Source organism: Cupriavidus sp. 96C5-1 (assembly GCF_057798855.1).
The window spans coordinates 24,547-38,263 of the sequence record NZ_JBYOJU010000070.1 but is presented as its reverse complement, the minus strand read 5'-3'; the positions used below and the strand labels follow the sequence as shown (position 1 = coordinate 38,263).

At 62.8% G+C, this 13,717-nt stretch carries 9 protein-coding genes; 5 read left to right on the top strand and 4 right to left on the bottom strand.

Features of this window, described 5'->3' with window-relative positions:
* Nucleotides 1–2,191 (top strand): NADP-dependent malic enzyme (locus tag AC3FOF_RS41825; protein ID WP_488730002.1); only part of this gene is annotated, 2,191 nt, incomplete at its 5' end.
* 210 nt (nucleotides 2,192–2,401) lie between these two features.
* On the opposite strand, the gene AC3FOF_RS41820 is transcribed toward AC3FOF_RS41825, so the two are convergent.
* Both AC3FOF_RS41820 and AC3FOF_RS41815 read right to left on the bottom strand, forming a co-directional pair.
* Nucleotides 2,402–3,058, bottom strand: a complete 657-nt coding sequence (locus AC3FOF_RS41820) for an HAD family hydrolase (protein ID WP_488730001.1) — start codon at nucleotides 3,056–3,058, stop codon at nucleotides 2,402–2,404.
* A gap of 104 nt (nucleotides 3,059–3,162) precedes the next feature.
* Nucleotides 3,163–3,723, bottom strand: coding sequence for an LbetaH domain-containing protein (locus AC3FOF_RS41815; protein ID WP_035811728.1), 561 nt, complete (start codon nucleotides 3,721–3,723; stop codon nucleotides 3,163–3,165).
* A 382-nt stretch (nucleotides 3,724–4,105) separates the two neighbouring features.
* On the opposite strand from AC3FOF_RS41815, the gene AC3FOF_RS41810 reads away from it, so the two are divergent.
* The 4 genes from AC3FOF_RS41810 to AC3FOF_RS41795 all read left to right on the top strand — a co-directional run bounded on the left by AC3FOF_RS41810 (nucleotide 4,106) and on the right by AC3FOF_RS41795 (nucleotide 9,363).
* On the top strand, nucleotides 4,106–5,188 hold the full coding sequence (locus tag AC3FOF_RS41810; RefSeq protein ID WP_488730000.1) for an enolase C-terminal domain-like protein: 1,083 nt from the start codon (nucleotides 4,106–4,108) through the stop codon (nucleotides 5,186–5,188).
* Nucleotides 5,189–5,306: 118 nt separating this feature from the next.
* The gene (locus tag AC3FOF_RS41805) at nucleotides 5,307–6,380 is read left to right on the top strand and encodes a carbon-nitrogen hydrolase family protein (protein ID WP_017226922.1); all 1,074 of its coding nucleotides are present in this window, start codon (nucleotides 5,307–5,309) and stop codon (nucleotides 6,378–6,380) included.
* A gap of 163 nt (nucleotides 6,381–6,543) precedes the next feature.
* On the top strand, nucleotides 6,544–8,217 hold the full coding sequence (locus AC3FOF_RS41800) for an L-lactate permease (RefSeq protein ID WP_017226923.1): 1,674 nt from the start codon (nucleotides 6,544–6,546) through the stop codon (nucleotides 8,215–8,217).
* 90 nt (nucleotides 8,218–8,307) lie between these two features.
* On the top strand, nucleotides 8,308–9,363 hold the full coding sequence (locus AC3FOF_RS41795) for a threonine aldolase family protein (protein WP_488729999.1): 1,056 nt from the start codon (nucleotides 8,308–8,310) through the stop codon (nucleotides 9,361–9,363).
* A 37-nt stretch (nucleotides 9,364–9,400) separates the two neighbouring features.
* Here AC3FOF_RS41795 and AC3FOF_RS41790 read toward each other — a convergent pair whose 3' ends face one another.
* The gene (locus AC3FOF_RS41790) at nucleotides 9,401–10,291 is read right to left on the bottom strand and encodes a LysR substrate-binding domain-containing protein (RefSeq protein WP_017226925.1); all 891 of its coding nucleotides are present in this window, start codon (nucleotides 10,289–10,291) and stop codon (nucleotides 9,401–9,403) included.
* 269 nt (nucleotides 10,292–10,560) lie between these two features.
* Nucleotides 10,561–13,608 (bottom strand): FAD-binding oxidoreductase, encoded by a 3,048-nt coding sequence (locus tag AC3FOF_RS41785; protein ID WP_035811718.1) that lies wholly within the window; start codon nucleotides 13,606–13,608, stop codon nucleotides 10,561–10,563.
* Nucleotides 13,609–13,717 lie beyond the last annotated feature (109 nt).

The window sequence follows — 13,717 nt, the reverse complement described above, 5'->3', positions numbered from 1 at the left end:
CGACCTGGCGCTGGCCTACTCGCCGGGCGTGGCCGCCGCGTGCGAGGAAATCGTGGCCGATCCGGCCAATTCCTTCCGCTACACCGCGCGGGGCAACCTGGTTGGCGTGATCACCAACGGTACCGCGGTGCTGGGCCTGGGCGATATCGGCCCGGCGGCTTCCAAGCCGGTGATGGAGGGCAAGGCGGGCCTGTTCAAGAAGTTCGCCGGCATCGACGTGTTCGACATCGAACTCGATGAGAAGGACCCCGAGAAGCTGGTGGAGATCATTGCCGCGCTCGAGCCTACCTTCGGCGGCATCAACCTCGAAGACATCAAGGCGCCCGAGTGCTTCTACGTCGAGCGCAAGCTGCGCGAGCGCATGAAGATTCCCGTCTTCCACGATGACCAGCATGGCACCGCCATCGTGGTCGGCGCGGCCGTGGTCAACGGCCTGACCGTGGTGGGTAAGGACATCGGCAAGGTCAAGCTGGTGGCTTCCGGCGCGGGCGCCGCGGCACTGGCCTGCCTGGACCTGCTGCTCGACCTCGGCATGAAGCTCGAGAACATCTGGGTGACGGACCTGGCCGGCGTGGTCTACGAAGGCCGTACCGAGCTGATGGACCCGGAAAAGGCCCGTTTCGCGCAGAAGACCGACAAGCGCAAGCTGGCCGAGGTGATCGACGGCGCCGACATCTTCCTGGGCCTGTCTGCCGCCGGCGTGCTCAAGCAGGACATGGTCCAGCGCATGGCCGACAAGCCGCTGGTGCTGGCACTGGCCAATCCCAACCCGGAAATCCTGCCGGAACTGGTCAAGGAAGTGCGTCCCGACGCGGTGATCGCCACCGGCCGCACCGACTACCCGAACCAGGTCAACAACGTCCTGTGCTTTCCCTTCATCTTCCGCGGCGCGCTCGACGTGGGCGCCACCACCATCACGCGTGAGATGGAAGTCGCGGCGGCGCATGCCATCGCCGAACTGGCGCGCCAGGAGCAGAGCGACATCGTCGCCACCGCCTACGGCATCCAGGACCTGTCCTTCGGTCCCGAGTACCTGATTCCCAAGCCCTTCGATCCGCGCCTGATCGTCAAGATCGCGCCGGCGGTGGCCGAGGCCGCCATGAAGTCCGGCGTGGCCGCGCGCCCGATCAAGGACATGGACGCGTACCGCCTGCAGCTGCAGCAGTTCGTGTACCACTCCGGCACGCTGATGAAGCCGATCTACGCGGCCGCCCGCCAGGTCGACATGGAGAAGAAGCGCATCGTCTTCGCCGAGGGCGAGGAAGAGCGCGTGCTGCGCGCGGTGCAGGTGATCGTCGACGAGAAGCTGGCCAACCCGATCCTGATCGGCCGGCCGGCCGTGATCGCCCACCGCATCGAACGCTTTGGCCTGCGCCTGCGCGGCGGCATCGACTTCACCGTGGTCAACCCGGAGCACGACGCGCGTTTCCGCGACTATTCCGAGGCCTACTTCAAGATGATGGCCCGCCAGGGCGTCACCCAGCAGTACGCCAAGCTGGAAATGCGCCGCCGCACCACGCTGATCGGCGCCATGCTGGTCAAGAAGGGCGAGGCCGACGGCATGATCTGCGGCACGGTCAGCAACACCGCCGCGCACCTGCGCTATATCGACCAGATCCTGGGCGGCACCAACGAGGTCTACGCCGCGATGAACGGGCTGGTCCTGCCGGGCCGCCAGATCTTCCTGGTCGACACCCACGTCAACGTGGACCCGACCGCCTGCCAGCTGGCCGAGATCACCCTGATGGCCGCCGAAGAGCTCAAGCGCTTCGGCATCGAGCCCAAGGTGGCGCTGGTGTCGCACTCGAACTTCGGTTCGTCGGAAGCGCCGTCGGCGCAGAAGATGCGCGAAACGCTGGCGATCCTGCGCGAACGCGCGCCGGAACTCGAGGTGGATGGCGAGATGCACGGCGATTGCGCGCTCGACCCGAAGCTGCGCGACCAGCTCGTGCCGGATGGCGCGCTCAAGGGCGAGGCCAACCTGCTGGTGTGCCCGAATATCGACGCCGCCAACATTGCCTACAACCTGCTCAAGGTCGCGGCGGGCAACAATGTGGCGATCGGCCCGATCCTGCTGGGCGTCAAGGCGCCGGTCCACATCCTGACGCCGTCGGCCACGGTGCGCCGCATCGTCAATATGACGTCGCTGGTGGTGGTGGACGCGGTGGCAAAACAGGCAACATACCGCTAGTCTCCTGCGAGAAAGTGGCAGCCAGCGGTGGCATCGGCATTCGATCGAACGGCGGTCCATGTCCTGGGCCGCTCCCGAACGCGAGCGGATGCACGCGTCGGGGCGATCCCTATAACCGGCCCGGCAGCGAAAGCCACTGCCCTGGCAAACGCACTCGCACTTGTTGCGTCTCGGGCCCGGAGGGAGGATATTGCGCCGCAATCCCTGCTTTCAGCCCGATGTCCAGCCGATCAGCGCCGCCGACATCAATCCGGGTAGTTCGTCAAAACGCCCTGCAACCTTCGTTGCACCTCTGCCCATATCCGGCCGGCCGTAACCCCAGGCGGCGAAGACGGAGGGCATGCCGTAGGCTTGCGCAGCGGCGACATCCGCTCGATTGTCTCCAACCATCACAGCCGGACGGTGAAGAAGCCTGGCGCGCGCCAATGCCTGCTCAATGTGCCGCGGGTCCGGCTTGCAGAATGCCACCGTATCTCCTCCACAAATCGCGTCGAAATAGGGCAGCACGCCAAGCTCCCTGAGGATGTTGCAAGCGGCAACTTCCACTTTGTTGGTACATAGCACCATCCGCCAGCCGGCTTCCCGAAGCGCGCCGAGTGTCCTGGCGACATCCGGATAAAGCCTGGTCTCAAGGATGGGCGCCTGGACATACCCATCCACGAAGGCCGCAACCTCGCCCTCCGTGATCTCAGACCGGCGCAGCCGAAACGCACGCGCCGCGAAAACCCGGAGGCCATCCCCCAACAAGGGCGTAGCCTCCGCCAGCTGCAGGGGCGGCAAGCCGCGTGCGCGAAGCAAGCCGTTGATTCCCGCTGCCATGTCGGGGGCGGCGTCAATGATCGTCCCATCGAGATCGAAGATCGCCACGCGATCCGATAAGCCCGCCGGGTTCCTCTTCGAACTACCTGCCGATTTCCCGCCTCTGCCTTCTTTCAATACAACCTCCCCCGCTCGCAAGCGAATCCATCCATCTACAGCTCGTTCTGTATGCGTTTGTAGCCAGTGACAAACTGGTTGTTCGTACGCGCCACATCTTCAGAAAACTCAGCCACATCCGCGGTCACACGCGGAATCAGCTGCAGGTCCGTTCCTGGTCCGATCCGCTCCGTCGAGGGGACATGGAAACCGCGCGGCAGCCGGCATCCGTCCACCACTGCGTTATGCCGCACAACGCAGTCATCGCCGATCGAACAGTTGTACAAAACACTGTTGAACCCAATGAATACGCGATGCCCCACATCGCACGGACCGTGGACAATGGCGCGGTGCGCGATCGAGGTGCCCGCACCGATCACCACGGAGCCCCCCGCACGGGAGTGAATGATTACCCCGTCCTGGATATTCGAATTCGCGCCAATGACAATTGGCTGCATGCCACCATCCGGTCCCACCTCGTCTGCCCGTATGACGGCATAGGGCCCGATAAACACATTCTCATGGACCACCACCCGGCCGCAAATAATTGCCGTCGGGTCCACGAACGCGCTCTGGTGAATAACCGGCAGATCGCCGTTGGGGTTCTTTCGTATCACGACGCAATCCATTTACCTATCGTTCCCAGTGCCGAGCGAAGTGAATACAGCCGAACACAGTCGAGCAACGCTTCGCGACACTCCCGCCGCACATTGAGTGCCGGCGGCTACAGCATACGTCCCCTTGCCGGGCGCAGGCAATGCAAGGAATATCGCCGCAATAGATTTCAATCCCCCTTGAGTAGATTTCAATCCCGTTCACGCTAGCGAAAAACCGCAGACCGGATTGGCCTCAACCAATCATGAAATACTTTCAAACGATTACCCTGCTACCGCCTCCGGATATCGACGCATACTAGCGTCATCTTTTTTTCGCCCTGCAACCACACGGTCACCCCAGCCCTCCCCCCCAAAGCGAGTAAGAAAATAAGCGAGATTGATTATGTCCGACTCCCCCTTGATCATCGGTTTCGATGTGCGCCCCGTCATTGTCCCGCTGCATCCTCCGCTCCGGACAGCGAGCGGCGTCATGGCGACCGCGCCCCTGGTTCTTCTCGACATCAGGACAAATGGCGGCGTGACCGGCAGTTCGTACATTTTTACCTATACGCCAGTCGTGCTGGAGGGAGTAGCCCAGGTGCTGCGGCATATTCTTCCACTCATCGAGTCCGCGCGACTTGAACCTCGGGCGAACATGGCCGCGCTGCGGCGCAAGTTCATCCTGATCGGCACGCCGGGTCTTCTTGATATGGCCCTGGCGGCAATCGACATGGCGCTGTGGGACGCACACGCGCGCTTCCTCGGCTCGCCCCTGGTCCGCCTGCTCGGTGGCACCCCCTCGAAGACGCTCGCCTATGCGAGCTTTGGCATGGAGCCGCCGAACGAGGCCGCACCGCTTATCGAAGCAGCCATGCGCACCGGATTCCGTGCCATCAAGATCAAGATCGGATACCCCACTCTGGAGGAAGACCTGCTGGCAATCCGCGCCGCCAAATCCCTGCTCGGGTCCAGCGGCAAGCTGATGGTGGACTACAACCAGTCGCTGACGGTTCCCGAAGCGATTCGAAGAGGCCGGGCACTCGACGAGGAGGGACTGGAGTGGATAGAGGAACCAACAAGGTACGACGATTTCGACGGCCACGCGAAAATATCCGCCGCGCTGCGAACGCCGATCCAGCTCGGCGAGAATCTCTACGGGCCGCGCGAGGTATCGCGCAGTATCCGGCAAGAATCCTCGGACCTGATGATGCTCGACCTGATGAAGATCGGCGGCGTATCGGGCTGGCTCGATGCGGCGGCGGTCTGCGCAGCGTCCGCCATCCCGGTGTCCACTCACTTCTTCCAGGAGGCGAGCGCCCATCTCCAGAGCCTGACCCCCACCGCCCACTACCTGGAGTACTTCGGACTCGCTGACGGCGTCCTGGCGGATCCGCTGTGCGTCACGGACGGTTACGTCGAACCTGCTGAAAACCCGGGTCTGGGCATTCAGTGGAACGCGGACGCGATCCGACGGTTCGCGGCGTAGATTTCATCGAAACCCTGCGGCGCCCGTTTGGCGGGCGCCGCAGCTGCAATCATCCAGACATCCGGCCCATCGGACACCCCTCTGCCGGTAACGGCACATCTTTCGGAGACAACCTCAAATGAGAACCTACCCCAAGTTCAAGGCAGCCGCATGCCACGCTGCACCGATCTACTTCGACACGCCGGCGACCATCGATAAGGCTTGCGCCTGGATCGCGGAAGCGGCCGGCAACGGCGCGGAACTGATCGCATTCCCCGAAGCGTTCATCTCCGCTTTCCCGGTTTGGTCTGGTGTCTGGGCGCCTGTCGACGTCCATGAGTTCTTCGTGAAACTTGCCTCGTCGACGGTAGAGGTGAATGGCCCCGAGATCAAGCAGGTCCGCGACTGCGCCAAGCGCTTTGGCGTATTCGTGTCGCTGGGGATCAATGAGGGCACGCCCATCAGTCCCGCCTGTATCTGGGACACCAACATCCTCATCGGCGATGATGGCTCCATCCTCAACGCACACCGGAAACTGGTCCCTACCTACTGGGAGAAACTGACCTGGACGCCCGGAGACGGCAACGGACTCCGCATTTCCGATACGCGGATTGGCCGCATCGGCGCGCTGGTCTGTGGCGAGAACACCAATGCGCTGGCTCGCTTCACGCTGCTCGCCCAGGGCGAGAATGTCCACATCTCTTCCTTCTCCCCCCGCTGGCCGACCAACCCTCCGGGCGAATCCGGCTATGACCTCGAAGCCGCCATCCGCCTTCGCGCCGGCGCACACGCATTCGAGGGCAAGCTCTTCAATATCGTCGCCTCCGGCTTCCTTCCTCCCGAGGCAATCGATCTGATCAGCCGGGACAATTCGCGCGCTCGCCAGTTGCTCGAGGAGTCTCCGAAAAGCGTCTCCATGATACTGGGCCCCGACGGCCAGCCCATCAGCGAGGTCGTTCGCGATGAGGAAGGCATTGTCTACGCCGATATCGACCTGGCGAAATGCGTAGTGCCGAAGCAATTCCAGGACGTGGTCGGCTATTACAACCGCTTCGACGTCTTCCAGTTGAAGGTGAATCGCCGCGCCCTGGCGCCCGTCGAGTTCTCGTCGCACGTCGAGGAACGCACCATAGGGGCGGACGAAGAAGACCTGAACGACCTTCCCGCCAGCGCCGCCGCCGGCAGTGCCATGCCGGTACGGCACAACGCCTGACCCTCCCTTTCATTTGTCCAAGGCTGGCCGGTGCCCCGCCATCGGCCAGCCAATACCTGCACGGGGTGGAAGAAAACCAGGCTTTTCCGCTCCGCCCCCCTTCCGGCGAAGAATCGAAGCATATCGATTCAGCCACATAATAATTATCCGCGAGGAGACAAACATGGCATGGAGTCAGATCTATGACCCATTGGGAAACCCGTTGCTATCGACCCTGGTTGCGGCAATTCCCATCGTCATCCTGTTGGCCGCACTGGCCTTCTTCCATATTCAAGCGCATCTGGCTGCAGGTCTGGCGCTTCTGGCAGGGGGCGCCATTGCCTGCACTGTGTTTGGCATGCCGGCCAGCATGGCGGGCAAGGCTGCCGCGTACGGCATTGCATCCGGCCTCTTCCCCATCGGCTGGATCGTCCTGAATATCATCTTCCTGCACCGGCTCACCACACAGAACGGATTCTTCAAGGCGCTACAGGACTCGATCTCCGGCGTCACCGAGGACAAGCGCATTCAGCTATTGCTTGTCGCCTTCTGCTTTGGCGCCTTCTTTGAAGGCGCGGCCGGCTTCGGTACCCCCGTCGCCGTCACCGGAGCCATCCTGATCGGCTTCGGCTTCTCGCCGCTGGCTGCATCCGGGCTGGCACTGATCGCCAATACCGCGCCGGTGGCATTCGGTGCGCTGGGTTCGCCCGTGATCGCCCTCTCCGCCGTGACCGGCCTGGATCTCCTGCAGCTTTCGGCAATGATCGGCCGGCAGTTGCCACTCTTCTCCCTTCTCGTGCCATTCTGGCTGATCTGGGCATTTGCCGGCTTCCGCGGCATGAAGGAAATCTGGCCAGCCATCCTGGTGGCCGGGATCAGCTTTGCGGTTCCCCAGTACCTCGTTTCCAACTTCCATGGTCCATGGCTTGTAGACGTGATCTCCTCGCTGGTTTCCATGAGTTGCCTGGCCCTGTTCATGAAGGTCTGGAAGCCCCGCAAGATCTGGACCTCCACGAAGCTGCTTAACCGTCACGACGATTCCTCGGTCGATGACCAGGCGTCGCCGGACGCTTGCGCGCAGTCCTCCGGGCGGCGCATCTCCCCCGCGAAAGCCTGGATGCCATGGGTCATTCTCACGGTCTTTGTCTTCCTGTGGGGAATCCCGCAGTTCAAGAAGTACCTGGACGCCATCTGGACCTGGAAGTACAGCATTCCGGGCCTGGACAAGATGGTGCTCAAGGGTCCGCCGGTGGTCGCGGCGTCAGTCCCCGAGTCCGCTGTGTACGCCTTCAACGTGCTTTCGATGGCAGGCACCGGCATCCTGGTGGCGTCGGTGATCGGCGGGATCCTGATGGGATACTCGCTGCCAAGATTGTTCAAGGAGTACTGGCAGACCATCAAGCTGGTCCGGTATTCGCTGCTCACCATCTGCGCCATGTTCGGCGTGGGATACCTGACCAAGTACTCGGGCCTGGATGCAACGCTGGGGCTCGCTTTCGCGCATACCGGCGTGCTCTATCCCCTCTTCGGTACGATGCTCGGATGGCTTGGCGTCGCCCTGACCGGATCCGACACGGCAGCCAACGTGCTGTTTGGCGGGCTGCAGAAGACGACTGCCGAGCAGCTCGGCCTGTCGCCGTACCTGATGGCGTCCGCCAACAGCTCCGGCGGCGTCATGGGCAAGATGATCGATGCGCAATCCATCGTGGTCGCATCGACCGCCACCAAGTGGTATGGGCATGAAGGAGACATCCTTCGCTATGTCTTCTTCCACTCCCTGGCCCTGGCGGGCCTTGTCGGGATCTTCATTACCCTGCAGGCATACATCGCCCCGTTCACGCACATGGTCATCCACTAGCCTCCCGGGCATTGCGCCCGAAGAAGACATGGGCCGATCCCCGATCGGCCTTTTCCCCCTGTCGCCCTACCTCCAAGGAGCAGCAGCGCCATGCATGCACTCATCGATCTCTACAGCGACACGAAAACACGTCCTTCCAATGGCATGCGAACGGCAATGGCAAACGCCACGGTAGGTGACGAACAAGCCGGCGAAGACGAAACCACGCTGAAGCTGTGCGCACGGGTAGCGAGTCTTCTGGGTAAGGAAGCCGGCCTGTTTCTCCCCTCCGGGACCATGGCCAACCTGATCTCGATCCTGGTACAAACGCGGCCAGGCGACGAACTGATCGCCGACGCCCAGTCCCACATCGTGTCCACGGAAGCCGGCGGGGCCGCAGCCATCGCCGGCGTCTCCGCCTATGCCCTTGCATCGCCGCATGGCATTTTCGATGCTGCGCAGGTAGCCCGTGCGATCCGCCCTGCCAGCCGCACCTCGCCGCGAACCGCCATGCTGTGCGTTGAGCAAACAACGAACTTCTCGGGCGGCGCGGTATGGAGCATGGAGCAACTGAGGAGCGTGCTCGACGTGGCCAGAGGCGCCGGCCTGGCCTGCCACATGGACGGTGCGCGTCTGCTGAATGCGTGTGCGTCCACCGGTGTCGCCGCATCGGACTATGCCTTGGGGTGGGATAGCGTTTGGATCGACCTTTCCAAGGGACTGGGGTGCCCTGTCGGCGCCGTGCTTTGCGGCACCGAGCGCTTCGTCGGCGACGCATGGGGCTGGAAGTATCGGCTTGGCGGTGCCATGCGGCAGTCCGGCGTTCTCGCTGCCGCCGGTCTGTACGCGCTGGACAACAATGTAGCGCAGCTGGTCCGCGATCACGAGAATGCCGCCCGCATCTGGCGAGCACTATCCGCGCATACGCTGTTCCGGTTCGATCCGCCGGCACCGCAAACCAACATCCTGCGCTTCGCGTTCCCGGGCGCTATGATCGACAACGTGGAATTCGTCGATCTGTGTGCCAGGCGCGGCGTGCGGGTCCGCGCACTCGAGCGTGGCTTCGTCCGCGTTACCACGCATCTTGATATCTCGCCTGACATGGCCGACGCCGCCGCCGCCACAATGCTGTCGGCCGCGTGCGAACTGGTTCGCCGCAAAGCCTGATTCGGAGGCCGTGGCCCGAGGCACGGCCGGGACCAGGCTACTTCAATGGGTTGCGCAGTATTTCGGCCATCCAGCGTACGAACGTCGCGATATCGCTGCCCTCTTCGCAGCCAGGCGGGTAGGTAATGTAATACGCATAGATGGAGTGCACCTGGATGTCGAACAACGGAACGAGCACACCGGAACTGATCCAGCTCCTCGCCATTCTATTGCGGGCGAGTGCGACGCCCTGACCGTTTACGGCAGCTTCGAGCATCAGCCCGAGGTCGACAAACTGCACACCGACACCAGGCTCCGGCCAATCGAGCCCTGCCGCCACCAGCCAGGGACGCCAGGGTTCGAGAGGGCAACGCAGCAAACGAGCGACGGAGAGCCTGTCCGGCGAAGGGAAAGGCCCGACATCCCTGAGGTAGCTGGGGCTGCACACGGGAAAAACGGGCTCATCCAGAATCTTCAAGGTCTCGAGCCCGGGATAGTTGCCGGTGCCAAAGCGAATCTCGATGTCCGCGTTCTCCGATTTGAGGCCCACCAACGGCACCGACAGCTGAAGAATCAGCTCGATCTCCGGGTGCGCCTCCTGGAAGCCAGTGAGATGAGGCACAAGCACCTGCCGTGCAAAGGTCGGAGGCGCCGCCACGCGAAGTTGACGTATTTCTCCTGCGGACCGCGGTCGAACGCTGTAGTGACTCAATGCGTTCAGGGCTTCCTTGACTACCTCCAGATACTCGGAGCCCCTCGCCGTCAAGGTGAACCCGCCCTGCGCCGAGTTGAAGACCTCGATCCCCATGATGTCTTCAAGCTGTCGGATGCGGTGACTGATCGCGCTCGGCGTGACGCACAGTTCCTGCGCCGCCACGGTTCCGCTTCGCAGGCGCGCAACGGCTTCGAAGGCAATCAGGCACTGCAACGGAGGAACCTTATACGTCATGGGAATTGCTCATGAGTCTGCCTGCCAATCCGGCCCGCGCCAAACGGTTCTCAAGCGATCGCCGTCACCCGGCAATCTGCCAATCGAAAAAGGAGGTCCGGCGCAGGTTCCACACCCGATGCTCCGGCGACATGAAGCAACGCAGCTAGCCTGCGAGTATAACCCTCACCGATGGATGCACAAGACCGCCAGCGTCGCCAGCCCTGCGGCCGGCGAACTCCCGGAACAGGGCGCCAGGCCCGCGCGGGCGCCGTCGGCGCGGTGCCCGCTCAACCGGCCCGTAGCAAGGCATCGACTTCATCGTCAAGCGCCGATGCCAGCAGACAAGCCACATGCACGGCCGACGTGCCCGCACCATCATGGATCTGGTGACGGCAGCTCGTCCCGTCCGCAACCACCACGGCGTCCCTGTCGGCGCTTCTGACCGCGGGCAGCAAGGATAGCTCCGCCATCGCCCGGGACGCCTCAAAGTGTTCTGCCTCATAGCCGAAGCTACCCGCCATCCCGCAGCATGACGATTCGACGGTCTCGACTTCCAGCCCTGGAATCCAGCTCAACACGGTCTGCACCGGGCGGAAGGCATCGAATGCCTTCTGGTGGCAATGGCCATGCACCAGCGCCTTGCTGCCTCGGACCGCGTTGAGCTTGAGTTGCAGCCGCCCGGCCTCTTTCTCCCGCACCAGGAACTCTTCAAACAGATAGGCAGACTGTGCAAGCCTGCGGGCTTCGTCCCCGAATCCGTAGTTCAGGAACTCGTCCCGGAGCGAAAGCAGGCAGGATGGCTCCAGCCCGACAATTGGCACGCCCGCATCCACATAGGGCTTCAGGAAATCCAGGGCGCGCCTTGCCTCGGCCTTGGCTTCGTCGACGAGACCGGCGGCCAGGAAGGTCCGCCCGCAGCACAGTGGCCGGCTGCCCGGCGCGGCACTGAAGTGGACGTCGTACCCGGCGGCGCCAAGGACGCGCTCCGCGGCGGCCGCGTTCCCGGGTTCCATGTAGTTGTTGAAGGTATCCACAAACAGCAAAACAGTCATCTTGTCGATTGGCGTTCGGCCCGATGCCGTTCGCTTTGCCAGAAAAGCGCGGTCAAAGCGGGGCAGCGACCGTTCGGGAGCGAAGCCGATCCAGCGCTTCACCATGGAAGACACGAGCGGGATGCGGTCTGCCAGATTGACAAGCGGCGCCATCTTGCTCGCCCATGGCGCATAGCGAGGCATGAACGCCACGAGGCGCTCCCGCAGCCCCAATCCGTGCCGCTGCGTCCAGGCCGATCTCGCCTCGATCTTGATCTTTGCCATGTCCACGCCGGTAGGACAGTCTCGCTTGCAACCCTTGCATGATACGCAGAGGTCAAGCACGTCCTTCACTTCCCGGCTGGCCAGCCCTTCGGATCCCAGTTGACCGGACAAGGCCAGCCGCAGCGTGTTTGCGCGCCCGCGGGTGACGTGCTTTTCATCTTTCGTGATGCGATAGCTCGGGCACATCGTTCCGGCATCGAACTTTCGGCAATGGCCGTTGTTGTTGCACATCTCCACCGCCTTCGCCAGACCCTGGGCACGATCCCCGCCCAGGCCGGGCGCGGTCTCCTGCCCCGAGATCGGGTCTCGCATGACATTCCATGCGGACCAATCGAGCATAGGCTTTAACGGAATCGTCTGGTACGCCGGGGGAAACCGGAAATACCGGCTGTCATCCATCCTGGGGGGCTGGACGATCTTGTCGGGATTGAAGCGATTCTGCGGATCGAACAACAACTTGATATCCCGGAACGCCTGATGGAGCTTCGGGCCATACTGCCATGCCACCCATTCCCCCCTGCACAGTCCGTCTCCATGCTCGCCGGAAAATGCACCCTTGTACTCGCGGACAAGCTCGGCGGCCTCCGCGGCGATGGCCCGCATTTTCCCTGCGCCATCGCGCCGCATATCGAGAATGGGGCGGACGTGCAAGGTACCCACGCTGGCATGCGCATACCAGGTACCCTCCGTTCCATGCCGGTGAAACACGCTGGTAAGACGCTCGGTGTACTCCGCCAGATGCTCCAGCGGGACAGCACAGTCTTCGATGAAGGACACGGGCTTGCCGTCCCCTTTCATGCTCATCATGATGTTCAGGCCGGCCTTCCTGACCTCCCACAATGCCTTCTGCTGCCCGGTATCGGCCATGCGGATGACCGCCCCGGGCAGGCCCAGATCCCCCATCAGCACGACCAGATCGTCCAGCCTCCCAAGCAGAGGGCCCAGTTCTTCCCCTGCGAACTCGACCAGCAGGATTGCCTGCGGGCTCCCTACCAGCGCCGATTCTATGACCGGGCGGAAAGCAGGATTGCCCATCGAAAGGTCGATCATCGTCCTGTCCACCAGTTCAACCGCGGTCGGACCCAGCTTCACGATATGCTGGGTCATCGCCATCGCCTGATAGAAGGTCGGAAAGCTGACGACCCCCAGTACCTTATGCACGGGCAGCGGCGACAGCTTGAGTGTGAGCTGCCGGCTTACCGCGAGCGTCCCTTCGGACCCGACAAGGATATGGGCCAGGTTGGCAAGGCCATCGTCCGTATAAGAGCGTGGATTCTGGCAGTCGAAGATGTCGATGTTGTAGCCACCGACACGACGCAGCACCTTCGGCACCCGTTCAACGATCTCGCGGCATTCGCGCTCGGCGATTTCCCGCAATCCCGCAAGGATTTCGCCCAGTCTTCCCGATTGCGGCTCCTGGCGCACCGAGCCAAAGTTCGCCTGGCTGCCATCGGCGAGAATCGCATCGATAGCATGCACGTTGTGCACCATGTTGCCGTACTCGATCGAGCGCGAGCCGCATGAGTTGTTGCCTGCCATGCCGCCGATCGTGCATTGCGCCCCCGTGGAGACATCCACCGGAAACCACAAACCGTGTGGCTTGAGCCATGCGTTCAGGTGGTCCAGGACAATCCCGGGTTCAACGGTAACAAGCCTGGCGACGGGGTCGAAGCTGACGACATTGTTAAGCCATTTGCTGTTGTCGATGACCAGCGCCTCGCCCACTGTCTGGCCGCATTGGCTCGTCCCGGCCCCTCGCGCCAGAATTGGCGCACCGCTGTCTCTGGCGATGTCCAGCGCCAGGACCAGGTCTGCCTGGTCGCGCGGCACCACGACGCCAATGGGCGTCATCTGATAGATCGACGCGTCGGTGGCATACCGGCCGCGGCTGGCGGCATCGAAGAGTACGTCCCCTCTGAGCTCCCTTTGGAGATGCCTTGCGAGCGGACTGGCAGAGCCGGCACGTGACGGTACGAGATGAACTGGTTTCACCAGCGGGGACGTGGATAGCATTGTCATGATAGTTGGCGATGTGCCCGGCTTCAGCCATACGCAATGGCGCCGGCCAGACACGCATGCACGGCCCGGAAGCGGCCATGCAAATATCTCAGGGGATCTCGATCAATCC

Excerpts from the sequence above, each read along its gene's own strand:
- AC3FOF_RS41795 (WP_488729999.1), top strand. The coding sequence starts at position 8,308 with ATGCATGCACTCATCGATCTCTACAGCGACACGAAAACACGTCCTTCC.
- AC3FOF_RS41805 (WP_017226922.1), top strand. The coding sequence starts at position 5,307 with ATGAGAACCTACCCCAAGTTCAAGGCAGCCGCATGCCACGCTGCACCG.
- AC3FOF_RS41810 (WP_488730000.1), top strand. The coding sequence starts at position 4,106 with ATGTCCGACTCCCCCTTGATCATCGGTTTCGATGTGCGCCCCGTCATT.
- AC3FOF_RS41800 (WP_017226923.1), top strand. The coding sequence starts at position 6,544 with ATGGCATGGAGTCAGATCTATGACCCATTGGGAAACCCGTTGCTATCG.
- AC3FOF_RS41790 (WP_017226925.1), bottom strand. The coding sequence starts at position 10,291 with ATGACGTATAAGGTTCCTCCGTTGCAGTGCCTGATTGCCTTCGAAGCC.
- AC3FOF_RS41785 (WP_035811718.1), bottom strand. The coding sequence starts at position 13,608 with ATGACAATGCTATCCACGTCCCCGCTGGTGAAACCAGTTCATCTCGTA.